The organism is Pantoea rwandensis (genome assembly GCF_002095475.1).
GTDB lineage: Bacteria > Pseudomonadota > Gammaproteobacteria > Enterobacterales > Enterobacteriaceae > Pantoea > Pantoea rwandensis.
In genome coordinates this window covers 72,615-97,287 of the sequence record NZ_MLFR01000017.1, presented here as the reverse complement: position 1 = coordinate 97,287, position 24,673 = coordinate 72,615, and the positions used below count along the sequence as shown (strand labels likewise).

The window sequence follows — 24,673 nt, the reverse complement described above, 5'->3', positions numbered from 1 at the left end:
AGCTCCGAACGAGAGAATCACTTTATGTATCATCTTCGTGTGCCGCAAACAGCAGAAGAGCTGGATATGTATTACCAGTTCCGTTGGGAAATGTTACGTAAACCGCTACGTCAGCCGCAGGGTTCTGAACGTGATGCCTGGGATGCACTGGCGCATCATCAGATGGTGGTTGATGAGCAAGGCAATCCCGTCGCTATTGGCCGTCTCTATATCAATGCAGAAAATGAAGCGGCGATCCGCTTTCTGGCCGTTCATCCCTCAGTGCAAGGCAAAGGCTTAGGCACGTTGGTGGCGATGACGCTAGAATCTGTCGCGCGTCAGGAAGGGGCGAAGCGCGTCACCTGCAGTGCACGCGAAGATGCTGTTGAGTTCTTTGCCAAGCTGGGCTTCGTCAATCAGGGTGAAATCACCGCGCCACAAACCACGCCAGTGCGCCACTTCCTGATGATTAAACCTGTGGTGACACTAGATGACATCCTGCATCGCGCCGATTGGTGTGGGCAACTGCAGCAGGCCTGGTACGAGCATATCCCGCTGAGCGAAAAGATGGGTGTGCGTATTCTTCAGTATACTGGGCAAAAGTTTGTCACGACGATGCCGGAAACCGGCAACCAAAATCCACATCATACGCTGTTCGCCGGTAGCCTGTTTTCGCTGGCGACACTCACGGGCTGGGGGCTGATTTGGCTACTGCTCCGCGAGCGTCACCTCGGCGGTACAATTATTCTGGCGGATGCGCATATTCGCTACAGCAAGCCCATCAGTGGACGCCCTGGTGCTATTGCCGATCTCGGTTCCTTAAGTGGCGATCTCGATCGCCTGGCGCGGGGTCGTAAAGCGCGTGTACAGATGGAAGTGGAGCTGTTCGGCAACGATGAGCTAGGAGCGGTCTTTGAGGGGGTGTATATCGTGTTGCCCGCTGACGCAGACGGAGCGCTCGAAGAGGGGGGTTCCGGCGCGCATATTAATTAACTCATCCTGCTCATTGCAGTTCCCCCTACTCGTTGGAATGGTGTCCAACTTTCGGGGTTCGCTTCATTTATTGCGCATCTGCAAGCTTCTCTTTTGCTTCAGGTGCGCGCGATGAATTGCGCCGCTTCTTTCTTGCCTGTGTCGCTGGTTAGCAACTAACAACACGAATCAGAGTAAACTTTTCGCGCCGCTATAGTTTCCTGCAAAATTATTGAACCCGCCCTTCATGCATTGTTTGCTGTACCGATTGCGTATCGGTGGTCACTGACAGGTTCCCTTCAACGCTTGGACGCAACGGGGCATTCGCGCTAAGCGACCCTTTCAGCTGCAACAGCAGATTGCTATTGCCACTCAGTGGCAACGCAGGCCATCCCCAGTTTTGCAGCGCATTGGCAGGTACGGCTTGGCCTTTAAGATTAAGCGTTAATGGGCGCTGCGCATCCTGTCCAACGTTCGCAGTGCCTTCCAGCAGACCACTGCCATTAAAGGCGCTCATTTCGGTGATCTGAATCTGCTGATCATTGGCCGTCAGGGCAATCGACGGATGACGCAAATCGGTGCGGTTAAACGTCGCTTCAGCTGCGTTAAAACTCACTTTTCCTCCCCAGATACCCCATTGATGCTGGCGCGCCAGCAACACGTTGTCTGCGCTGCCATCCAGTGCTGTCATCTGGAACGGGAAGTCTGGATTAATATCGATCACCAGATTGCGATTCGCAGTCACGTGCTTCACAAGCACACTGTCTAACCAAGAAGGTAAAGCCTGTTGCCAACGATCCCGCCAGTTCAGGGGTAGGGTATACTCCAGTCCAGCAATCGCTAAGTCATCAAGTGTGAGGCGTTTATCACTGCGCGTCCAGGTACCACTGGTGCGGATCACCCCGTTGACCCAACGTGAACTAAATTGTGCTAACTCAATGCCCTGTGCTGAGAAGTTGGCATTCACAATAGGATCGTTAAGCTCAAAGCTACCGTTGATAAAATTACCGGCGTTCATTGACAGTGAGCCACCATCGCTCTGCCAGTCATCGCCACGCAGCGTCATGTTCTTTAAGGTCAGGTCGAGGTCAGTGACCGCCCAATCCGGGCCTTGCAGACGGGCATCAGTCATATCCAGCCGATTAATGCTTACCGATGGCACATCGCGCAGCGGGTTCAGGAAATCGCTCAGACTTTGGTGGGTTTGCAAGCGGATATCATTGAGGCGCAGCTGATCAATCTGCCAATTGCCTTGTGCGTCGCGTTCAGCATTGCCCGTCATCGAACCGCGCGCAATATCGGCCCCCATATTGGTGAGTACTAAGCGGCGCTGTTTCACGCTGCCTTGCAGCAGCACATTATTGCCCGTTACGCCGTTTAGCGTCAGGATCCCCGCGCTCATCTGGAACTGGGCATCGCTGCCGAGCATATCGGTCGGCGTTGGTTTCCACGGAAGAATCCCACCGTTTACCCGTTGGGCCGTCATCGGCAGCGTGCTATGCGGACTGTCGATACGTACATTGTTTAGCTGCAGGCGGTTAGCCTGAATCGGTAGTGTGGTATCGGGGGTTTGATTGGCAAGATTGATCTCGCCATCGCGGACTTCAATGCTGTCAAAATGCAGCCAATCGCTGAATTGCACCAGAGCCAAACCCAGATCGACACGCTTGGCGACCAGCACCGCGGGCTGACCATCATGACCAAAGCTGAAATCATCAAGAATGATGTGCGAGGGAGAAGAGAAGTTGTGCTCAATCTTGCTGAGCGAGAGATGCCAGGCGGTTTTATCACTTACCCAGCGGCTAAACCAGCCTGCGCCCCACTGAGTCTGTAACATGACATACAGCACGACCAGCGCCAGCAGAATCAGCAGCAGTAAGGTAAGGAAAAACTTGCCTAAAAATTTCATCGCATCCATCCATCCCGATATTTATCCGGTAAGAGGTTGTTATGCCTGAATTACCGTTGCAGCTCAACAGCCTGGATGTAAAAGCGGATAAATAACAGGCAGGCCGAAGCCTGCCTTACAGGTTACTTTTCCTGTGGAAAGACGAGGTTAAGGACGATTGCGGTGATACCACCGGCGGCAATGCCTGATGACAACAGGGTTTTCAGCCAGTCTGGTGCAAATTGCAGGATCAGCGGTTGCTGTGAAACACCTAAGCCAACGGCCAGAGACAGCGCGATGATCATAATGGCGCGACGGTTCAGAGGTTCACGTGAAACGATACGCACACCGGAAGCGGCAATCGTACCAAACATCACTATAGTTGCGCCGCCCAGCACTGGTTCTGGAATATGCTGCACAAAACCGCTCACCGCCGGGAACAGGCCAAGCACGATCAGCATTAATGCCACGACAAATCCCACATAGCGGCTAGCAACGCCGGTCAGCTGGATCACACCGTTGTTCTGCCCAAAGCAGGAGTTCGGAAACGTATTGAACAATGCCGATACAAAAGAGTTAAGGCCGTTAGCCAGTACGCCGCCTTTCAGACGTTTCATATACACGGGGCCGGTGACCGGCTGCTCGGAAACGTCAGAGGTGGCGGTGATATCGCCAATGGTTTCCAGTGAGGTCACCATAAACACCAGCATCAAGGGAACCAGTAGATTCCAGTCAAATCCCAGACCGTAATAAAGCGGAGTGGGCACAGCGACCAGGGGTTGATTTACCGGCGCGCTGGTGGTGGGCAGCATATCCAGTGCCCATGCCAGTGCATAACCTACTGCCATCGCGATGACCAACGAAGCCACACGCAGATAGGCATTACGCTGGCGGTTGAGCAGGATAATTACCACCAATACCGCGCCCGCGAGCAGCAGGTTTTTCGGTGCACCAAAGCTGTGATCGCTCATCGCCGCAAAGCCGCCACCAATTGACGTCAGGCCAACCTGAATCAGCGACAGGCCGATAATCATCACCACGATACCGGAAACCAGTGGGGTGATGATGCGGCGTGCCAGGTGCAGTACGCGCGACAGCACCATTTCGGTACAGGATGCCACCATCAGGGTGCCAAACAGTGCCGCCATCATGGTCGGGACATCCGCACCGCCATTTTTTAGCGCCATGCCGCCCATAATCAGGGGAGTCACAAAGTTAAAGCTGGTGCCTTGAATTGAAAGCAAGCCAGAGCCCACCGGTCCCCAGGTTTTGATTTGCAGAATAGACGCCACACCTGACGCAAACAGCGACATGCTGATGATGTGCTGCGTATCTTGGGCGGGTAAACCCAACGCCTGACAGATCAACAGCGCAGGTGTAATCACTGCGACGAACATCGCCAGCAGGTGCTGACAAGCAGCAAACAACGTTTGCGGCAGCGGTGGACGGTCTTCGAGGCGGTAAATCAGTTCACTTTTTGCAGTGATTGGCTGATGAGATTCAGCGGTATTGACGGACATGGTGGGTGTTCTCAATAACAACAAAGGGGGGATTTTAAACGGTTGCGTTGTGAAAGCAATCGTTTGCAATGCCCCTTTTTGATTGCATTGATTTAGAGCGTAAACACGGTGCGACTGCGGCTATCATCTTCTTGCCAGGCCTGCGCCACGTCACTCAATGGGCGCATCTGGAAGGCGATAGAGAAATCACTTTCAGCGGCGGCATTCAGCATCTCGCTAATGCAGGCAATCAGTTCCGCATCGGACACGCTGCCTAATCCGCTGCCCATTAATGTCAGCCCGGATGAGCGCAGCAGTTTGCTGTGCAGCGAGATTTCCTGGCCGCTTAGTGAACCGATTTGCACAAACCGCACCGCTTTCTCACCGCCTGCTACTGCGGCCTGCATAATATCGAGCGCGCTCTGACCCCACAGGTAATCCAGCACCACATCAATGCCTTCTTTCATCAGTGCCGGAAGGGCGCCTGGCAACTCGTCCAGTGTCAGGGTGATATCCACGCCCTGTGCACGCAGTTGATCGAGTACGTCCCGGTTGCGTCCAGTGGCGATAATCTTTCCTGCGCCGAGATGTTTGGCAATGCGCACTGCCAATCCACCTGACGTGCCGGTTGCGCCATTAATCAGCACCGTCTCCCCTTGTTGCAACTGGGCACGACGCGTCAAGGCTGCCCATGAAGACATGCCGGGATTAGCAATGGCTGCCGCTAATACGGGATCCAGCGTGGCTGGCAGCGGCACAACGGCGGCGGCGGGTACCAGGGTTCTCTCGGCCATACTGCCCCACGGTGCTTTGAAAGCCAGGAAATAGACTGGCTCACCATTGCTCAGCGTGCCCGTGCCATCAATGCCGGTGATAAAGGGATAGTGTGAGTCTGCGCTGTAGTGAGTGCCGGCCGCGCGTGATTTTGCCAGTTGGCTGATAGCCGCGGCCTTCACGGATACCACAACGTGATCGCCCTCGGCCTGAGGCTCTGGAAAATCACCGTAAACCGGCCGTTCGCCTGCTGCAGATACGATCGCTGCTTTCATGTTTTCACCTTTGGGTAATCGGATAATATGTGTAATATGCACACATTAGTTCTGCCTCGGGATAACGTCAATGAAAAGCGTGCAAAATACACATAATAGTGCAGAGTTTGATGATCTGCATAATGCGCTGTTAATGATTGTGGGCACCTTCAATCGCCCGCAACGTGATGAGTTACTGATTAAAGAGTCCAATATTCAACTCGATCGGGCGCTGTTTCCGCTGCTGATCCAGATTGGCCGCTTCGGTCCGATTGGGGTGGTGGAATTGGCTGAGCGTGCTGGGCGTGATTACACGACGGTAAGCCGTCAGGTGGCGAAGTTAGAGGAGCTAGGGCTGGCGCAACGGCAGAAAAATGCCAAAGACAAACGTATCAATGAAGCGGTCATTACCGCCGCGGGTAAGGCAATGACCGATAAAATTGATGCCGCACGTGCCCAGATTTATCAGCATCTGTTTGAGAATTGGCAGGATAGCGAGCGCACCGAGTTAGCGCGCCTGCTGCAGAAATTTGTTGGGGATTTTATGGCGATTGACCGCAACGAGTAGAGCGGAGCATTTAATCGTGCGGATTATTCAACACGCAGCAAATGCTCATCGTTAAGCGTTGCTGTAGCGCTCTGTTTCCGGCAGCCAGCGCTCAATCAGCGCCTGTGCCTGTTCGGGATAATGCTGGTGTATATGGCGCGCGACACGCTGTACTTCGGGGATCATGCCTTGATCGCGCAGTAAGTCAGCTACTTTGAACTCGGCATTGCCGGTTTGGCGGGTGCCCAGCAGTTCACCGGGACCGCGAATCTCTAAGTCGTGCTGAGCAATCACAAAGCCGTCGTTGCTGTCGCGTAAAACCTGCAAACGCTTCTGCGCGGTTTTACTCAGCGGCGCTTTGTACAGCAGCACGCAGTGAGAGGCGACTGCGCCGCGTCCCACGCGGCCACGTAGCTGGTGGAGCTGCGCAAGTCCCAGACGCTCCGGGTTTTCAATGATCATCAGGCTGGCGTTGGGCACATCAACCCCGACTTCAATCACCGTGGTCGCAACCAGTAACTGAATTTCATTGGCTTTGAAGGCTGCCATGACCGCCTGTTTTTCTGCCGGTTTCATGCGGCCGTGCACCAGCCCGACCTGCAAGCCTGGCAGCGCGACTTTTAGCTCTTCCCAAGTGGCTTCCGCCGCCTGGGCTTCCAATACGTCCGACTCTTCAATCAGTGTGCAGACCCAATAAGCCTGGCGCCCCTCGTGGCAGGCGTTTTTCACTCGCTCGATAATATCGCTGCGGCGACTGTCAGGAATCGCCACCGTGGTGACCGGCGTACGCCAGGTGGTAATTCATCGATGGTGGAGGTATCGAGATCGGCATAGGCGGTCATCGCCAGGGTACGCGGAATTGGCGTGGCGGTCATGATCAGCTGATGCGGGTGGAAACCCTGCTCTTCGCCTTTTTCCCACAGCGCCAGGCGCTGATGCACGCCAAATCGATGTTGCTCATCAATGATCACCAGCGCCATGCCGTTGAATTTCACCTGCTCCTGGAACAGCGCATGGGTGCCGACCACCATTGCGACTTGACCGCTGGCAATCGCTTCCTGCTGTGCTTCACGCGCTTTGCCTTTCTGCTTACCGGCTAACCAACCCACTTCAATACCCAGCGGCGCAAACCACTGACGGAAGTTATTGGCATGTTGCTCGGCCAGCAGCTCTGTCGGCGCCATTAGCGCGACTTGTTTGCCATGCGCGATGACATCCAGCGCCGCCAGCGCCGCGACCAGCGTTTTGCCCGATCCGACATCACCCTGCACCAGGCGCATCATCGGGAAGTCATTGGCTAAATCGCGCTCAATCTCCTCAACCACGCGCTTCTGAGCACCCGTAGGGGAAAAGGGGAGCGCGGCCAGCAATTGTTTCGCCAGATTGTGCTTGGCGGGCATCGGCAAGGCATGATGGCGCTGCGCACCGGCGCGAACCGCCAGCATGCTCAAGTTATGCGCCAGCAGCTCTTCGAGAATTAAACGTTTTTGCGCCGGATGGCGGCCGGTTTCCAGCTCGCTGAGACGTAAGTCGGGCGGCGGACGATGCAGAGTACGCAGTGCATCCGGCAAACTCATCAAGCCACCACTCAACTCTGACGGCAGCAGCTCGGCAATGGGGCAGCTCTCCAGTAACGTGAGCGCCTGATCGGTAAGATTGCGCAGCGTCGCCTGGCGAATACCTTCGGTGGTGGGATAAACCGGCGTAAGCGTTTCCTGTAACTCTACGCCGCCTTGTTCACCCTGTACGCGGTACTCAGGATGGATAATCTCAGCACCGCGCTGGCCACGTTTAATTTCGCCATAAGCGGTGACGCGGCGGCCCGGCGACAGACTGTTTTTCATGCCGGCATTGAAATTGAAGAAGCGCATGGTCAGTACGCCGCTGCCATCACTTATCTGGCACACCAGCATACGGCGACGGCCAAACGTGATGTCGCTGTGCAGCACTTCACCTTCCACCGTGGCCCAAACGCCCGGCAGCAGGTCATTAATTTTGTAGAGTTGGGTACGATCTTCGTAGCGCAGCGGCAGATGCAGCAGCAAATCCTGAATGGTGAATAGGCTGAGTTTAGCCAGTTTTCCCGCCTGACTGGCGCCGACGCCGGTCAGGGTACTGAGCGGTATGGCATCCAGCAGACGGCCTTTCATTTTTTACCCGTGGATTGCATGGTGGTCCACCAGTCGGCATCGGCTTCCACTTCGCCTTGAGCGTTGATGTGCGGATAAGGCAGGCCTTTTTGCTTCGCCACGCGTGCCAGCACCGGATATCCGCCTTCAAACAGTAAACGTTGCTGTTCATCGGCATCCAGCAAGCTGTACTGGCGTTTGTACATGCCGGCGTTCTGCCGCTGGCGTTGTGCTTCATACAGAATCAGCGCGGAGGCAACAGAAACGTTGAGCGATTGCACCATGCCTACCATCGGTACGATGATGTCCTGATCGGCGAGCGCCAGCGCTTCGGCAGAAATACCGGTCTTTTCCTGGCCCATCAGAATGCAGGTGGGTTTGGTGTAGTCGATGGAGCGGAAATCCACCGCATTGGCAGAAAGATTGGTGGCGAGCACCTGCATACCCTGATCTTTCAGGTGACGCACGGCTTCTGCGATATGGGGATGTGTCTGGACTTTCACCCAACTATTACTGCCCGCAGAGGCAGACACCATGGTGCGCATGCGCACGCTAGGCCAGACGGCATGGACTTCATGGATGCCCACTGCATCGGCAGTACGAATCACCGCTGAGACATTGTGCGGCTTATGAACCTGCTCCATGCAGACGGTGAGATCGTGCTGGCGCATGGCCAGCATCTCCTGAATACGAGCAAAACGTTGAGCGTTCATGCACTAATTACGGTTACGGTGAACTTTAATCACATCCGGCATAACGCGAATTTTACGCATAATGTTGGCCAGATGGACGCGGTCGTTCGCGGTGAGGCGGATAAAGGCGCTATACACGCGGCCATCACGCTCTTCCGTGTTCAGACTTTGAATGTTGGAACCGGCGGTATTGATTGCCGCCGTCAGGTTAGCCAGCGCGCCTTGGTGGTTGAACATATCAACCTTAATTTCAGCAACAAACTCCTGATCGATGACTTTATCCCACTCAACCGGCATGAACTTCTCAGGCTCTTTCTGATAGCCACGGATGTTACGACAGGATTCGTGATGCACCACCAACCCCTTACCTGGGCTGACGTGCGCGACAATCGGATCGCCAGGAATCGGGCGGCAGCACTTGGCAAAGGTGATCAGTACGCCATCTGCACCTTTGATCGGCAGCTTCTTGCGTTTGCTGTTGCTTTGCGGCTCTTCACTGCCGGCTTGCAGAAGGTTCTTCGCCACCACCACGCTCATGGCATTGCCAAGGCCAATTTCCGCCAACAAATCTTCAATGCCGGCCAGCTTCATGCGCTCCAGCTCGTGCTGAATATTTTCTGGCGGGATCTCAGCTAACTTCTTGCTGCCACCGAGCGCATGGCTCAACAGGCGACGGCCAAGGTTGACGGAGTCTTCACGCTTGAGATTTTTCAGTAGTTGACGAATCTTGGCGCGCGCTTTTGAGCTGACGACAAAGTTAAGCCACGCCGCATTAGGACGTGCGCCAGGCGCAGTGATGATTTCAATAGTTTGACCGCTGGTCAGAGATTGTGACAGCGGATAAGGCTGGCGATCAACGCGAGCCCCCACGCAAGCATGACCGATATCGGTATGTACCGCATAGGCGAAGTCCACTGGTGTAGCGCCAGCGGGCAGTTCAACGATGCGCCCTTCTGGCGTGAACACGTAGATCTCATCCGGGAAGAGATCGGATTTCACGCTTTCGATAAATTCAAACGAACTACCGGCACTTTGCTGCAGCTCCAGCAGGCTTTGCAGCCAGCGCTGGGCGCGAATCTGCGCGGTCGTACCGCTTTCACCGGCCTCTTTATAAGCCCAGTGTGCGGCGACCCCCATTTCAGCCATCTGATCCATATCTTCGGTACGGATCTGAACTTCGACCGGCACGCCGTGTGGACCAATCATCGAGGTGTGCAGTGATTGATAGCCGTTGGCCTTGGGAATCGCAATGTAATCTTTGACGCGTCCAGGACGCGGCTTATAAAGACTGTGCATCTGTCCGAGCACGCGATAACAGGTATCCAGGTCTTTCACGATAACGCGGAAAGCATAGATATCCATGATCGAGTGGAATCGTTGTTCTTTCAGGTGCATTTTGCGGTAAATCGAGTAGAGATGCTTCTCACGGCCGCTGACCCGGCAGGGAATGCCTGCTTCCTGTAAGCGCCCATCGATTTCAGAAAGAATCTTCTGAATCATCTCTTTACGGTTACCGCGCGCCGCTTTCACCACCTCTTTAATCACGCGGAAACGATTCGGATAGAGCGCTTCAAAGCCGAGCTCTTCCAGTTCTGTTTTCAGGTGATGAATACCGAGGCGGTGCGCCAGAGGACTGTAAATCTCCAGCGTTTCCAGTGCGATACGACGCTTTTTATCCGGTCGTAGTGCACCGAGCGTGCGCATGTTGTGCGTGCGGTCAGCCAGTTTGATCAGAATGACGCGGATATCTTGCACCATCGCCATGATCATTTTGCGGAAGTTTTCAGCCTGGGCTTCTTTCTTGTCGCGGAACTTCAGCTTGTCGAGTTTCGATACGCCTTCTACCAGTTCAGCAACGCTTTTGCCAAACAGCTGTTCCATGTCCTGGTAGGTGGCAGGGGTGTCTTCAATTACGTCATGCAGCAACGCAGCCATCAGCGTTTCGTGGTCGAGTTTCATCTCGGCCAGAATGCAGGCTACGGCAACAGGATGGGTAATGTAAGGTTCACCGCTGGAGCGTGTCTGACCCTCGTGGGCATCACGCGCGACAAGATAAGCTTGCTTGAGGCGCTTAATCTGCTCCTCAGGCAAGTATTTTTCAATCAGTTGATTGAGGCTTTCAAACAGATACAAGGTTGACCTGCGAAGTGCTGTTAACGACGACCTTCAGCGATAGCGGTAACGGCTTGTAACTCAGCGGCTTCCTGCTCTTGCTGCTCCTGACGATCACGAACATCCAGAATCTGGTTGGTGATCAGGCCTTCTTCGATTTCGCGCAGGGCGATAACGGTGGCTTTATCGTTCTCTTCTGGAACCAGCGGGTCTTTGCCGCCAACCTGCATCTGACGTGCACGACGTGCAGCGACCAACACCAGGTCAAAACGGTTACCAATTTTCTCTACTGCGTCCTGAACGGTTACGCGTGCCATAGGTGTGCTACTCCACAGATGATGAAGAAATGACTGGGCATAATACTGAAAGTGACTTCAGACTGCCAATAGTTTGCTGATTAAAGCGTCATGTCGCGATTTTTGGCGACTCATACGCAGACGTTCTGCGCGAATAATGTGTTTCAGGTCTGTCAACGCCAGGTCGAAATCATCATTCACAATCAGATAGTCGTATTCGGCGTAGTGACTCATCTCCGCCACGGCTTGTGCCATGCGGCGGGCGATGACCTCTTCGCTATCCTGACCGCGGCCACGCAGGCGGCGATCCAGCTCTTCGGTTGACGGCGGCAAAACAAAAATGCTGCGTGCTGCAGGCATTTTCTGACGAATTTGCTGCGCACCTTGCCAATCGATATCCAGAAACACATCTACACCGGTCGCCAGCACGCGCTCAATAGCGGCGCGCGAAGTGCCGTAGTAATTGCCGAACACTTCCGCATGTTCGAGGAAGTCATCTGCGGCAATCATGGTCTCGAATTCGGGCTTAGAGACGAAGAAGTAGTGCTCACCATGTGCTTCACCGGGGCGCACGCCGCGGGTGGTATGAGAAATAGACACCTGCGTATCGTACAGCGGCTGTGTCTTTAACAGTGCCTGAATCAGGCTGGATTTACCCGCGCCGCTTGGGGCGGAAACAATATAAAGCGTGCCTTGAGCCATGGTTATCTTGAATTGAGTAAAGAGCGGAGTCGATTTCCTGCACAGTATACACGGCTTAGGTGCGCCACGCAGCGTTTGCCGCTGAGCCCGGGCAATTCTTTTTCTGTGAGCCAGCCTTTAAAGGCTGATTAAGATGCTGCGAACGCGGTAAAAAGCCCGGAATCTGGCTCTCTTTTTATGCCTTCTACGTTGGTAATCAACAGAGCGGAACTCTCCAATAGGCAAAAAGGAGAGCAACGATGAAAGGATGGCTATGTCTGTGCTGCTGGTTAATGAGCGCAGGTTGTTGGGCGGAGGCCCTGTGTCCCAGTTGGGCCACCGCGCGTGCTCAACAAGAGATAGTGAAGCTACAAAGCCAGCTACGCCATTGGGATGATGCCTATTATCGACAAGGCATCAATCTGGTTAGCGATGCCGATTACGATAGCCTGCAACAGCGGCTACAACACTGGCAGCGCTGCTTCACACCTGACCGCTCAGAGGATGAGCCTCAGTTGAAAACGGACGGTACGACACGTCATCCGGTCGCGCACACTGGTGTCCGCAAGCTACGCGATAAACGCGCGGTGGCTTACTGGATGCAGGATAAAGCGCCGCTTTGGATACAACCCAAGGTTGATGGAGTAGCCGTCACTCTGGTGTATCGGCACGGTAAGTTGGTTTCTCTGATCAGCCGTGGTGATGGTTTACGTGGGGAAGAATGGCTGGCGAAAGCCTCATATATTCCGGCTATCCCATCGCGCATCGAAACTGATCTTGATGACGTCGTGCTGCAAGGCGAATTGTTCCTGCAAATGACCGATCATCAACAAGCGCGTGATGGTGGCAAAAATGCACGGGCGCAAGTTGCGGGTGCGATGATGCGCCATGAAGCCTCAGCGCTGCTGTCACAACTCGGCCTTTTTATTTGGTCATGGCCCGATGGCCCCAAGCAAATGACAGAACGCCTGCAACAGTTATCACACTGGGGAATGGGTTTAGCGCAGCGCTGGAGTCGCCAAGTTAACAATGAAGAAGAGGCCGCCATATGGCGCGACCGCTGGTTTCATGCAACGTTGCCGTTTGTCACTGATGGCGTGGTCATTCACCAATCGCCAATGCGCGACGGGCGTGACTGGCAGCCTGGGCAGGGCGGCTGGTCAGCTGCATGGAAGTATCAGCCTGTTGAGGTGAGCAGTGAGGTGTTATCGGTGGATTTCAATGTTGGCAGGACGGGGAAAATCGCTGTGGTGCTGAATGTGCTTCCGGTGCAGTTAGATGACAAAACGGTACGCCGGGTGAATATCGGCTCACTGCGCCGTTGGCGCGAGCGAGATGTGATTGCCGGTGATCAGATAACCCTGGCGCTGGCCGGTCAGGGCATCCCACGGCTGGAGCGAGTGATATGGCGCATTGCGCAGCGTGATTACCCTACTGCACCTCAGCAGAATACCTATGATGCTCAGACATGCCTGACTTTCAGTACCGAGTGTCGTCTGCAGTTTTTATCTCGACTCAGCTGGCTGAGTCAGAAGTCGGTACTGGATATACCGGGTATGCAGCGCAGTAGTTGGCAACGCCTACTCGATAGCGGCGCAATCACCCATCTCTTTTCCTGGGTCACGCTCACCCCGGCACAGATCGCACAAACCGACGGCATTTCCAGTCAGCGCGCGCAGCATATCTGGCAACGTTTTCACCTGACTCGCCAGCAGCCTCTGCGTCGCTGGGTGAGTGCGCTTGGTTTACCGCTACCCCGTGCGGCATTGCAATCGTTACCTGATACTGGGTGGTCGCCATTGCTGGACCGCTCCGTTGGAGATTGGCAGCAATTGCCTGGTATCGGTCCTGTATTGGCGCAACGTATTGTAGCTATGCTGCAAGATAGCGAGTTGCGGCAGTTGATACTTTTTTTGCAGCAGCAGGATATTCCTGCTGCTCACTCAGTGCTCGGGATGGGGATAATTGAAGATGGGCAACCCAAGGCGGAAGCGCAACGCCAGCAAACGGGCAAAGAAACCGAAGAGTAATGTGATAATCACTACGGCTTCATTGGGCAGTGGGGTTTTCAGTAACAAGATATAGAGCCAGCCGGAGGCAAAGGCGATGCCTGCATAGAGTTCTTTCTGGAACACCAGCGGGATGCGGTTACAGAACATATCGCGTAGTACGCCGCCAAATACGCCGGTGATCACGGCAGCAATCGCCGCGATGATCGGTGCGTGTCCTGCATCAAGCGCCACTTGGGCGCCAATAATTGAAAACACCACCAAGCCAAGCGCGTCCAGCACCAGAAACACTTTGCGCAAATGGTTCATCAGCGGGGCGACAAAAGTGGTGACCACGGCTGCTGCCGCCACAATCATGATGTATTCCGGATTCTTTACCCAACTGAGTGGATAATGCCCGAGCAAAATGTCACGCACGGATCCTCCGCCGATAGCGGTGACCGAGGCGATGATAATCACACCAAACAGATCCATTTTACGACGCCCAGCTGCCAGCGCGCCGGTCATGGCTTCGGCGGTGATGCCAATAATATAGAGAACGGTTAATAACATAGAGCACTCCAGAAGATTGGCGGCAAGCCTAAAGATTTCCCAGAGTCTAGACCACTGAGTTTTTCTAAATATGACGCCATCGGATTAGCCATTTTGATGACGAACATGCTAACAGTCTTAGCAGGCGGGATAAATCAGCAGTGGTATGCAGATTTGCATAAAAAAATGTGATGTGAAAAGGGAGCGGATGGCCAATCGGCGTGGCGACTAAGGCGCTTGATGAGTAGAAAAGAAAAAAGCGTGCTGGCGACCAGCACGCGAACGCATCTTCTCAGATGCCCAGAGCCCACCATACAGACTTGTTTTTATTATCAGTTTCTTGCTCGCACATTGGCGAAACTTTTCAGGCTAAAACGGTATTCTGGTTGAAACCAAGAACGGCCGTAGTAGCAGTAAACCAGCATTCTGATAGAGACCATGGCGAGGTATCCCCAGATGGCGCAAAGTACTGAAGGGGTCAGCCAGACTGTAAACAGTGTAATACCCAAGCCTACCAGTACCGATGCTGTTTCGGTAAAAGCAATGCGCGAAAATTGTTTTTCCCGCTGCAATATGGCTCGGTAATGCTGTCCCTGTGGAATAATAATGAAAATCACCGAAATCATTTCCAGCATGATTGCCATTTCTGGTTGATTCATTATTCGGCTATAAATATCGCTTCCAATAAACAGCGCCGCAAATATGGTTATTCCACTGAGTACATTCCCCCAGTATAAAATGGAGAGTTCACTGTTGTTGAGGTTTTTATTTCTGATTGCCGCGTTGCCAAATCCACGATCGGCCAAGGTGTCAATCACTAATAAAATAATGATGGCAATAGCGAGTAAATCTAACTCGTTTGCCTGGAGTATTTGAGCCAGAAGTGAAAGTTGTAAAACACCAATGCCGACGATTTTAATCGATGACAAAATTGACCATTTGGCACTGGCCAAATTTTTTTCTTTTATCGTCATATTCTGCTCGTTATGGTACATGTACCAGTACAATTGAGGGTTTACCCGGGCTAAAGCCCAGAGTACAGATCACATCAATGCAACGTTTCCTGACGCAGCCCTGAAATACCTTTCAGAGATTGCCACGTAAAGATGCATTCAATTAAATGATGCTCTGAATGTAAAAAGATGACCCTGGTGTATAATGGTTTTTTTGTCTCGTCGGTATCTCCTCCTGTTCGAAGGAAATCCGCAAGATCATTATAAAATCCCTTTGCATTATTATATTCCCCGGCCAGCATCCTCCTGGCAATCTCAACAAATTCTTTTTCTGACAACAAAGGATAGGTTGAGCGATCCATGTTATTTCCCTGCTGTTGTTATTATTGTGTGTTGCTGTGTGTGAATGAGTTATACCGTGTTTTAATTAAATTAACACCATAAGAAAACTCCTATAAATACATAGCAGGAATAAATGGTTTCAGCTTTTGCATCAGAATTGATAAAGCGTCTGATTTATTATTTATTAGTGTTTTTCTACATTTGGATATGAAAGCAAGTGAGACAATTAAGCGGGCGCATAAAAACATCGATAAATCAGAGGGTGTAAGAGAAACTCATCCGACACTCACCAGGAGTTTTCCTGGTGAGGAGACTTTAGCCAGACTGGTGATTAGCGAGAGAGGCAGCAAGAATTGCCCAAGAACAGTTAAACGCTGCTGAGTGAACAAAGTGGATTTTTTTAGTGATTACAGCCAGCGTATTTTGAAACATCAATGATTTTATAATGCATTGATTCTAATGAGTTAAAAGATGGAGGAGTTGCTCAAGATCACGTTTGACCCACGTAACGTCCTGCGCAAACTTTTCATCGGACATCAAAGGCTGGCGATAAACCACCATGACAACTTCGGCGCCCTGTTCATTGGCAATCACCCGCATTGGCATATAAATTTCTTTACCGATGCCGGTATCAATCCAGTGATCCATCACACCAAACGGGTTATGGGGTGTAAAACGGATTTTCACTGAGCCTTCAGGTCCTTTCGCTTTCCAGTAGTTACCCTCTTGCGTGAGGGTACTGGCACTTAGCCCGCTAGCCCATTTTGCAAAGCATTCAGGTTTCCAGATGGTTTCATATAAATCTAACCAGTTACGAGGGATGGTCAGCGTGACTGTCTGAGATGGCAGCATGGAACCTCCAGTTGAGCAGATAAAGCCGGCTATGACAGGCGGCAATGTGTTAGGGCGGGGCGCGACACACGCCCGTAGCATTTTTACCTTATCTGAAGGCCAGCCAGCTGAAAACGGCAGGCTTATGGAAATGTGGTGTAAGTGAGGTTTCCCGCAAAAAGGTTCTTCCTGCCTGTCGCAGAGAGTCTGCAAGATTGCGGACTCTCGTTTAGCCATTACCGCTGCGGGCGGTTCATTTATCCTTTTTTTGTTGGCGTGCCGCCTTGGAATCCGCCGCCCAAATCTTCAATCAGCACGACCGCCAGATTGATTTGCTGTGCCTGCAGAGCCACCAGTTTTTGATCGGATTCAATGAGCTGATTTTGGATGGTCAGCACATCGAGATACGGGCGAAGTCCCGCCGCATATTCACGGTGCAAATCATCCCATGCGCTGTGAATCAGCTGGTTAGCACTCTGCTGCTGGGCTAACTGTTCCTGAATGGATTGTAACTGCGTGATGGTATCGCTGATGTTGCCTAGTGAACCGATCAGCAGCTTGTTGTACTGCGCCACAGCCAAATCCCAGTTAGCATCGCTCTCCGCTAGATCGGCGCGTCGTTTACCGGCATCAAAGATAGGCAGTGAGAGGCTTGGGCCAACGTTAAAGAAGCGACTCGGCGCGCCGAAGAAAGCATCCCCTAGTAGCGAACGCGTTCCTGCTTCTGCCACAAGGTTAATATTGGGATAGAACTCGGTTTTGGTTGCGGCAATTTGCTTCGAGGCCGCTTCAACACGCCAACGCGCTGCGACCACATCCGGACGGCGTCCAAGCAATTCAGCCGGGATAGTGCCTGGTAGCGTTGCGGCGACCGGTACGTTCATTTTCGCTGGCTTTAGCTGGCGCCAGTAATCAGGTCCTTTACCAATCAGTGTTGATAACTGTATTCCCGCATCAGTGACGCTCTGTTTCGCTTCGGTCAGGCTGGCCTCGGCGGTTTTCTGCTCTGACAGCGCCTGCTTGTATTGATAGTCCGACGTCAATCCGGCACTGACGTATTGTTGCTGGATTTTGGCGATGCCATCAGACCGATCAGCATTCTGCTTGGCTAACTCAGCGTTGGACCAAGCCAGATTTAGGTTGTTCCATGCGCGTGTTACGTTCGCTGCGAGGGTGAGTTGGCTGGCTTGGCGATCCAATTCGCTTGCACGGGCCTGGCCAATTGCGGCTTCGGCAGCATCTTTTTTCCCGCCCCATAAATCGAAGGTGTAGCTCATTCCAATGTTGGCGGTGCGAAGGGTGCTGTAGGTTTTGCCTTGCAGCAATGGGTCATCCACTTTCGCGACGCGCGAGCGCGTTATCCCGGCATTGAGATCAACGTCAGGGTAACGCTCAGCATCGGCGGCAATCACCTGCGCATTCGCTTTATCTGCTTGCGCGTTGACGATCTGTAGATCAGGGCTGGACTGCATCGCGTTAGCGATCAATTGGTTCAGCTGGGTATCGTTAAAGCTCCGCCACCAGTCGCTTTTAGGCCAGCTGGCTGCACTGAAGTGGGCATTTTTTAACGATTCGTTGGCCTGAAGCGAGTTAGCATCGAGAAGTTTATTACTGGTGTGTAAGCCATGTGGGTTGGCGCAGCCAGCCAGCAGGGCAATAGCAACGGCAAGTGTGAGCCGTTTGGTCGTCAATTGCAGAGTCATGTTTTTGATCAGAATAGGAGAGAGCAGACCATTACATGAGTCTGTGCAAATTTTGACAAACCTGTTTTTCGTTAAGAATGGTTGGGAAATGTGAGCGGTAAAAAAGAACAGCAGGCGAGCGCCTGCTGCATCAATAGATTACACGTAAAGTGAAGCTTCACCTGGTGGGCGAGTTTTAAAGCGACGATGCAGCCACAGATACTGCTCTGGCGCACGCAGGATCTCTTTCTCAATGACTTTGTTCATGTAAGCCGCCGCCGCCGCTTCATCTTCATAAGGATAATTTTGCAGCTCCGGCTGAATAATCAGCTGGTAACCGCTCTTATCGCTATTACGAATCAGCACAATGGTCAGCATGGCTGGCTTAGCTAAACGCGACAACACGTAGGTTCCGTTCGTGGTTGCGGCTTTTTCGACGGCAAACAGCGGTGCGAACACGCTGCCTTTTGGGCCATAATCCTGATCCGGTGCAAACCACACCGCTTCGCCCTGTTTTAGCGCCTGCACCATGCCACGCAGATCGCGGCGATCAATCATTGCCTTGTTGGAACGCATACGGCCTTTAGTTTGCGCCCACTCCATCGCCTGATTATTGTGCGGACGGTACATCGCCATCATCGGCTGACAGAGTCCGGTAATACGGCCACCCAGTTCCAGTGACATAAAATGCACGCCAATCGCCATTACGCCGCGATGGTTCTGCTGGGCATTTTGCAAGTTGTGAAGACCTTCAACCTGGAAATAGCGGCGCACACGCGCATCAGACCAGAACCAGGCAATCCCGGTTTCCGCCAGCGCCATGCCCAGTGATTCAAAGTTGCCCGCAATCAGCACCTCTTTGTCTTCCTCATTAATATGTGGGAAGCAAAGCTCAATGTTGCGACGGGTGATACGCTCACGACGTTTAAGGAAGTGGCGTGACAGCTTGCCGGCAGACGCGCCAAGCCGAATTAAAATGGGGTATGGGAGTTGCACCAGCAGCCAAAGCACACCCAGTCCGAACCAGGTAAACCAGTAGCGGGGATGCAAAAGTTTTGAACAGAACTGCCCGTTTTTCTTCATAACGCCTTCAGAGAAAGAGTGAATGTATCGCGCAAAGAAGGGTGTCCATGAATTCCTGGCGGTACGACTGTGTTAATTACGACCAGTAGATTAGCAAATAGTGCCCTCAAAGAAACGTAAACTCTGCAATCTTTAAGATTGAGAGGTTTCATTGAGTTCCACGGTTTCTGCATGAGATACAGGTGTTAAGAAATAAATTGTCTATATTTAACAAATTGATAGTTGATATTGGTGATAGTTCATGGCGTGCGATGTTGGTCATCTTTGGACAGTAATTGACACGCATAATCATCGAAGCTTTCACAATCTTTACATTGCAAAGATAGGAAATTGGTCTAGCCATTAAACGAGGCGTGACTGAATGGCTGTGGTTTTGAAATGGCCCAGTTAACCGGGCCTCAGAAAAACAGGAGAGTTAACGCTACTCGATGTTCTGAATCTGTTCGCGCATTTGCTCAATCAACACTTTCAACTCAATCGCAGAAGCCGTGATATCTGCATTAATAGACTTCGATGCCAGCGTGTTCGATTCGCGGTTGAATTCTTGCATCATAAAGTCGAGGCGACGGCCTACCGCTTCTTTCTTCTTCAGAATGTTGTAAGTCTCTTTGACGTGGGCATCAAGTCGATCGAGTTCTTCTGCCACATCAATGCGTTGTGCCATCATTACCAATTCTTGTTCCAGGCGATTGTTTTCCAACTGAACTTCAGCTTCCTCCAGTTTGGTCACCAGACGCTCACGCTGCCATTTCAACACTTCCGGCATTTGCGCGCGCACTTTGCTCACCTCGAGCGAGACGCCTTCCAGGCGCTGTTCGATCAGCGATTTCAGTGCGGTGCCTTCACTTTCGCGTGCCACGATAAAGTCATCGAGTGCGCCATCCAGTGCTGCCAAGAGTTCGGTATTGATGGCATCAAGATCCTGCTCTTGCGCTGACATCACGCCAGGCCAACGCAGAATATCCAGCGGGTTGATCGCGCCCTCATCGGTTTGCAATTTTACCCAGTTGGCAGCCCGTACTAATTGCTTAGCGAGTGCCTCATTCAGTTGCAGTTCACCTTGAGCAGACGGATCCGCGTCAAATCGCAGATTGCACTCTATTTTTCCGCGCGTCAGACGATTGCGGATGCGCTCACGGATCATGGGTTCCAGGCTACGAAACTGCTCCGGTAGGCGGATATAGGTTTCCAGATAGCGTTGGTTCACCGAACGGAGTTCCCATGCGGCGCTGCCCCAGTGGCCTTTGGCTTCGCGGCGGGCGTAGGCGGTCATGCTGCGGATCATAAGCTTGTACTCATTTTCAGGAATGTTATCCGCATTATAGTGACGGGAGTGGAACCATGATAGGCATAAGCGCAATCAGCTTGTTTCATCTGCCGCTTTGAGTGAAAAGGGTGACGAATCTGCTATTCACACCCTATGATGTTCTTTGTGATACTAAAACGTCTGAGGCTATGATGTTGAATAAATTGGCGATGCCGCTGGTTCTCGTTCTCTTTCTGGCCGGATGCCAGGCACCCTCTGAAACCCGTGAACAGATTCCACCCAACACCGCTCCTGTTGCCGTATGCGGTTCAGGGGACATCATGATGCAAACCACGTTGTGGTTCGGTATGAATAAACCGAAAGGCGGCACGGTGAGCAGCAGCGAATGGCAGCAATTTGTCGATAAGGATGTGACACCCAAGTTTAAAGATGGGCTTTCGGTGTATGAAGGCAAAGGCCAGTGGCTGGGCAACGACGGTAAGCTGGCACGTGAAAATAGCAAAGCGTTAATGTTGATTCATCAGCCAGATCGCGCCAGCTCTGACAGCATCAATACATTGCGTGACATCTATAAAAAGCGTTTCGAACAGGATTCCGTGATGCGTGTGGATGCTTTGGTGTGCGTGGCGTTCTAAACGATGTTGAGGGCGCACGGGATGATGTGCGCCCTGGCCTTATCAAATAAACAGACCTGCAAAAGCCGCTGATAACAGGCTCACCAGCGTTGAGCCATACACCAGCTTCCAACCAAAGCGTGAAACTACGTTGCCCTGACGCTCATTCAGCCCCTTAATCGCCCCTGCGACAATACCGATCGAGGCGAAGTTGGCGAACGACACAAGAAACACCGACAAAATGCCCAATCCGCGCGGTGTCATTTCCGCTGCCACCTTTTTCAGCTCAATCATGGCGACAAATTCATTGGCGACCAGTTTGGTGGCCATGATGCTTGCCGCCTGCAATGCATCGGCGGAGGGAATGCCAATCAGCCACGCAAAGGGATAAAACACATAACCGAGCAGCTGTTGGAAGCTGTAGCCAAACACCGCAGCGAACAGGGCATTAATGGCGGCGATCAGCGCGATAAAACCAATCAGCATCGCCAGAATGATCATCGCCACTTTAAAACCGGCCAGAATATATTCGCCCAGCATCTCAAAGAAGCTCTGATCTTCATGCAGCTTATCCAGTGCAATCTGCTCTTCATTTTCCGGGCGTGTCGGGTTGATGATTGAGAGGATGATAAAGGTGCTGAACATGTTGAGGAGCAGCGCGGCAACCACATATTTTGCATCAATCATCGACATGTAGGCGCCGACAATAGACAGCGAGACCGTGGACATCGCAGTCGCTGCCATGGTGTACATGCGCGGCGCGGAGATATCGCCGAGAATCCCTTTATAAGCGATGAAGTTTTCCGATTGGCCAAGAATCAGGGTACTGACGGCGTTAAACGACTCCAGTTTGCCCATGCCATTCACCTTCGACAGCAATGTGCCGACCAGACGAATCAGCAGTGGCAGAATGCGCCAGTGCTGCAAAATGCCGATCAGTGCCGAGATGAAAACAATCGGGCAGAGTACACCGAGGAAAATAAAGGCCAGCCCCTGTTTTGCCATATTACCGAAGACAAAGTCGGTGCCTTGTGCCGCGAAGGTTAATAGGGTCTCGAAGAACCCCCCAACGCCAGTCACCACCGTCTGACCGCCCGCTGAGTGCAGAAAGAACCACCCGAGCGCGGCCTCGACAATTAATAATTGAATAATAAAACGCGGACGAATCCGTTTGCGGTCATGGCTGACCAATAGCGCAAGGGCGAAGATCACCGCCAACGCTAACAGGAAATGGAGTATCGCTGTCATCATGTGTCTTTTTATGTGAGGAAAGGGCGCATTTAGCCATAGCTGCGGCGAAATTTCATCCGGGATTGTGGCGCATGTGGGCAGGACAGCCGCGTATGAAGTCCGTATAATGCGCAGCCAAACCTAAGCAAGCCGGAGAGAAACCATGCGTCCAGCAGGCCGTAACGCATCTGATGTGCGTCCCGTCACTATCACTCGTCACTACACCAAACACGCTGAAGGATCTGTTCTCGTGGAGTTTGGCGAAACCAAAGTGCTGTGTACTGCCACCGTTGAAGAAGGTGTGCCGCGCTTCCTTAAGGGTAAAGGTCAGGGCTGGGTTACCGCTGAATATGGCATGCTGCCGCGTTCAACCCATAGCCGTATGGCGCGTGAAGCCGCCAAAGGTAAGCAAGGCGGACGAACATTAGAGATTCAACGTCTGATTGCCCGTTCACTTCGTGCTGCCGTGGATTTAGAGGCGTTAGGTGAATTCACTATCACATTAGATTGCGATGTGATCCAGGCCGATGGCGGCACGCGTACCGCCTCTATTACCGGTGCGTGCGTAGCGTTGGCCGATGCGCTGAATGCGCTGGTGGCAGCCGGCAAACTGAAGGCCAGTCCACTGAAAGGCATGGTTGCTGCCATTTCGGTAGGCATTGTTGGCGGTGAAGCGCTATGCGATCTGGAGTATGTAGAGGATTCTACAGCTGAAACGGATATGAACGTGGTGATGACTGAAGATGGCCGCATGATTGAGGTTCAGGGCACTGCCGAAGGCGAACCGTTCAGTCATGAAGAGTTACTGCAACTGTTGGCGCTGGCACGAGGCGGCATAGAGCAGTTGATTCAGGCGCAAAAAGCAGCGTTAGCAAATTGATTTAACAGGCGACCAAAGAGTCGCCTTTTCTTTATTTGAGGAGTGACAAATGAAAGCCTGGCAACGTCAGTTTATCGAATTCGCCCTGAACAAAGGCGTACTGAAATTTGGCGAGTTTACCCTGAAATCAGGTCGTGTAAGCCCGTATTTCTTTAACGCTGGTTTGTTTAACACAGGGCGCGATTTAGCGCTGCTGGGACGCTTCTATGCGCAAGCGCTGGTGGATGGCGGCGTTGATTTTGATCTACTGTTTGGTCCTGCTTATAAAGGCATTCCCATCGCGACCACAACCGCAGTGGCATTGGCCGATCATCACGACCGTGACGTGCCTTACTGCTTTAACCGCAAAGAAGCCAAAGATCACGGAGAAGGCGGCTTGCTGGTGGGTAGTCCACTGCAGGGTAAAGTGATGTTGGTGGATGATGTGATCACGGCGGGTACCGCAATTCGTGAATCGATGGATATTATCAGTGCACACAATGCGACCCTGGCGGGTGTGATGATTTCACTGGATCGCCAGGAGCGTGGGCGTGGTGATATTTCTGCTATTCAGGAAGTGGAACGTGATTATCAGTGCAAAGTGACTGCGATTATTACGTTGGCTGAGTTGATTGATTACCTGGAAGAGAAACCAGAGATGGCAGACCATCTGGCAAAAGTACGGGCATATCGTAAAGAATACGGCGTCTAAAGTTTTCGCTTTGTACCGAACCGTAGCGGCGCAATTTTTTTGTGCCGCTACGCTATGTATTACACTAACTGCGCAGCAATCAACGGCCAGCGGGTGTCAAAATCGGCTGTAGGGCGAAAGCGGAATTCAGAACGCACGTAACGCGACAGTAACCCCTCGCAAAACGCCAGTAGCTGGCTGGCCAGCAGCGTTTCATCAGTCTGAAAACCTTCACCATCACGCATTTTTTTCTCACGCATTACCTGACGCAGTTGCACCTCAATGCGTTCGAACAGTTGGTTAATACGCCCTTGCAGGCGATCCTGCTCAAACATCAACGCGTGGCCAGTCAAAATGCGCGTCAGCCCCGGATTACGCTCACCAAATCCCAGAACCAGCTGCACAATCAAACGTAGTCGTGCCATGGTCTCTTTTTCATCTTTCAGGATCAGATTGATGCGGGTAATCAGACTGTCTTCAATAAACTCGATCAGGCTATCGAACATACGCGTTTTGCTGGGGAAGTGGCGATACAGTGCCGCTTCCGAAACGCCGACATTGACTGCCAGCTTGGCGGTGGTGATGCGCTGACTGCCATCGCTCGACTCCAGCATTTGCGCCAGTGCCTGCAAAATTTCTTCGCGACGGTTGCGTTTCGCGACTTTTTTTTCTGCCATGACCTTCAAGACCCCTGAAATTCACCAAAAACAGGCAATACGGCCTCATCTGCCACTGACTGGGTTGTCTGTGGCAGATGA

General features: G+C 52.5%; 22 protein-coding genes and 1 pseudogene. 6 read left to right on the top strand and 17 right to left on the bottom strand.

Annotated features, from left to right (window positions below):
• Positions 1-24 precede the first annotated feature (24 nt).
• Positions 25-972, top strand: a complete 948-nt coding sequence (gene fabY / locus HA51_RS16445) for a fatty acid biosynthesis protein FabY (RefSeq protein WP_084935691.1) — start codon at positions 25-27, stop codon at positions 970-972.
• Between the two features lie 208 nt (positions 973-1,180).
• Here fabY and HA51_RS16440 read toward each other — a convergent pair whose 3' ends face one another.
• The 3 genes from HA51_RS16440 to HA51_RS16430 form a co-directional block, all read right to left on the bottom strand.
• On the bottom strand, positions 1,181-2,860 hold the full coding sequence (locus tag HA51_RS16440; RefSeq protein ID WP_084935712.1) for an AsmA family protein: 1,680 nt from the start codon (positions 2,858-2,860) through the stop codon (positions 1,181-1,183).
• A gap of 122 nt (positions 2,861-2,982) precedes the next feature.
• On the bottom strand, positions 2,983-4,359 hold the full coding sequence (locus HA51_RS16435) for a nucleobase:cation symporter-2 family protein (protein WP_084935690.1): 1,377 nt from the start codon (positions 4,357-4,359) through the stop codon (positions 2,983-2,985).
• Positions 4,360-4,451: 92 nt separating this feature from the next.
• On the bottom strand, positions 4,452-5,387 hold the full coding sequence (locus tag HA51_RS16430; protein WP_084935689.1) for a quinone oxidoreductase family protein: 936 nt from the start codon (positions 5,385-5,387) through the stop codon (positions 4,452-4,454).
• A 70-nt stretch (positions 5,388-5,457) separates the two neighbouring features.
• Between HA51_RS16430 and HA51_RS16425 the strand changes: the two genes are divergently transcribed.
• Positions 5,458-5,934, top strand: a complete 477-nt coding sequence (locus tag HA51_RS16425) for a MarR family winged helix-turn-helix transcriptional regulator (RefSeq protein WP_084935688.1) — start codon at positions 5,458-5,460, stop codon at positions 5,932-5,934.
• 51 nt (positions 5,935-5,985) lie between these two features.
• On the opposite strand, the pseudogene recG reads toward HA51_RS16425, so the two are convergent.
• The 5 genes and pseudogenes from recG to gmk all read right to left on the bottom strand — a co-directional run bounded on the left by recG (position 5,986) and on the right by gmk (position 11,844).
• Positions 5,986-8,063: pseudogene (gene recG / locus HA51_RS16420) on the bottom strand (ATP-dependent DNA helicase RecG).
• The gene (trmH, locus tag HA51_RS16415; protein WP_084935687.1) at positions 8,060-8,755 is read right to left on the bottom strand and encodes a tRNA (guanosine(18)-2'-O)-methyltransferase TrmH; all 696 of its coding nucleotides are present in this window, start codon (positions 8,753-8,755) and stop codon (positions 8,060-8,062) included. Before trmH ends, recG begins: the two are co-directional and overlap by 4 nt.
• A gap of 3 nt (positions 8,756-8,758) precedes the next feature.
• Complete coding sequence (gene spoT / locus HA51_RS16410; protein ID WP_084935686.1) at positions 8,759-10,867, bottom strand: bifunctional GTP diphosphokinase/guanosine-3',5'-bis pyrophosphate 3'-pyrophosphohydrolase; 2,109 nt, start codon at positions 10,865-10,867, stop codon at positions 8,759-8,761.
• A gap of 20 nt (positions 10,868-10,887) precedes the next feature.
• Positions 10,888-11,163 carry a DNA-directed RNA polymerase subunit omega gene (rpoZ, locus tag HA51_RS16405; RefSeq protein WP_013511051.1) on the bottom strand — a complete coding sequence of 92 codons (276 nt, stop codon included), beginning with the start codon at positions 11,161-11,163 and terminating at the stop codon, positions 10,888-10,890.
• A 57-nt stretch (positions 11,164-11,220) separates the two neighbouring features.
• Entirely contained in the window at positions 11,221-11,844 is a 624-nt protein-coding gene (gene gmk / locus HA51_RS16400; RefSeq protein ID WP_084935685.1) for a guanylate kinase, read from the bottom strand.
• Between the two features lie 239 nt (positions 11,845-12,083).
• Here gmk and ligB point away from each other — a divergent pair, with 239 nt between their 5' ends.
• Complete coding sequence (ligB, locus tag HA51_RS16395) at positions 12,084-13,853, top strand: NAD-dependent DNA ligase LigB (RefSeq protein WP_084935684.1); 1,770 nt, start codon at positions 12,084-12,086, stop codon at positions 13,851-13,853.
• On the opposite strand, the gene HA51_RS16390 is transcribed toward ligB, so the two are convergent.
• From HA51_RS16390 to HA51_RS16360, 7 genes are all read right to left on the bottom strand, one after another.
• Positions 13,767-14,384, bottom strand: a complete 618-nt coding sequence (locus HA51_RS16390; protein ID WP_084935683.1) for a trimeric intracellular cation channel family protein — start codon at positions 14,382-14,384, stop codon at positions 13,767-13,769. The genes ligB and HA51_RS16390 overlap by 87 nt on opposite strands.
• A 311-nt stretch (positions 14,385-14,695) precedes the next feature.
• Positions 14,696-15,337, bottom strand: a complete 642-nt coding sequence (locus tag HA51_RS16385) for an oligosaccharide flippase family protein (RefSeq protein ID WP_084935711.1) — start codon at positions 15,335-15,337, stop codon at positions 14,696-14,698.
• 74 nt (positions 15,338-15,411) lie between these two features.
• A complete protein-coding gene (locus HA51_RS16380; protein ID WP_084935682.1) occupies positions 15,412-15,678 on the bottom strand; it encodes a hypothetical protein in 267 nt (88 codons plus the stop codon).
• Between the two features lie 436 nt (positions 15,679-16,114).
• Positions 16,115-16,510 carry a polyketide cyclase gene (locus HA51_RS16375; RefSeq protein ID WP_084935681.1) on the bottom strand — a complete coding sequence of 132 codons (396 nt, stop codon included), beginning with the start codon at positions 16,508-16,510 and terminating at the stop codon, positions 16,115-16,117.
• Positions 16,511-16,746: 236 nt separating this feature from the next.
• Positions 16,747-18,192, bottom strand: a complete 1,446-nt coding sequence (locus HA51_RS16370) for an efflux transporter outer membrane subunit (protein WP_084935680.1) — start codon at positions 18,190-18,192, stop codon at positions 16,747-16,749.
• A 138-nt stretch (positions 18,193-18,330) separates the two neighbouring features.
• Positions 18,331-19,254 carry a kdo(2)-lipid IV(A) palmitoleoyltransferase gene (gene lpxP / locus HA51_RS16365; RefSeq protein WP_084935679.1) on the bottom strand — a complete coding sequence of 308 codons (924 nt, stop codon included), beginning with the start codon at positions 19,252-19,254 and terminating at the stop codon, positions 18,331-18,333.
• 421 nt (positions 19,255-19,675) lie between these two features.
• Positions 19,676-20,539 (bottom strand): YicC/YloC family endoribonuclease, encoded by an 864-nt coding sequence (locus tag HA51_RS16360; RefSeq protein ID WP_084935678.1) that lies wholly within the window; start codon positions 20,537-20,539, stop codon positions 19,676-19,678.
• Between the two features lie 173 nt (positions 20,540-20,712).
• Between HA51_RS16360 and HA51_RS16355 the strand changes: the two genes are divergently transcribed.
• Positions 20,713-21,156 carry a DUF3574 domain-containing protein gene (locus HA51_RS16355; RefSeq protein ID WP_084935677.1) on the top strand — a complete coding sequence of 148 codons (444 nt, stop codon included), beginning with the start codon at positions 20,713-20,715 and terminating at the stop codon, positions 21,154-21,156.
• Between the two features lie 42 nt (positions 21,157-21,198).
• On the opposite strand, the gene HA51_RS16350 is transcribed toward HA51_RS16355, so the two are convergent.
• Positions 21,199-22,383 (bottom strand): NupC/NupG family nucleoside CNT transporter, encoded by a 1,185-nt coding sequence (locus HA51_RS16350; protein WP_084935710.1) that lies wholly within the window; start codon positions 22,381-22,383, stop codon positions 21,199-21,201.
• 145 nt (positions 22,384-22,528) lie between these two features.
• Here HA51_RS16350 and rph point away from each other — a divergent pair, with 145 nt between their 5' ends.
• Both rph and pyrE read left to right on the top strand, forming a co-directional pair.
• Positions 22,529-23,245 (top strand): ribonuclease PH, encoded by a 717-nt coding sequence (gene rph / locus HA51_RS16345; protein ID WP_084935676.1) that lies wholly within the window; start codon positions 22,529-22,531, stop codon positions 23,243-23,245.
• A gap of 49 nt (positions 23,246-23,294) precedes the next feature.
• Positions 23,295-23,936: an orotate phosphoribosyltransferase gene (gene pyrE, locus HA51_RS16340; RefSeq protein ID WP_084935675.1), complete on the top strand. Its 642-nt coding sequence runs from the start codon at positions 23,295-23,297 to the stop codon at positions 23,934-23,936.
• A 59-nt stretch (positions 23,937-23,995) separates the two neighbouring features.
• Here pyrE and slmA read toward each other — a convergent pair whose 3' ends face one another.
• Complete coding sequence (slmA, locus tag HA51_RS16335) at positions 23,996-24,592, bottom strand: nucleoid occlusion factor SlmA (protein WP_084935674.1); 597 nt, start codon at positions 24,590-24,592, stop codon at positions 23,996-23,998.
• Positions 24,593-24,673 lie beyond the last annotated feature (81 nt).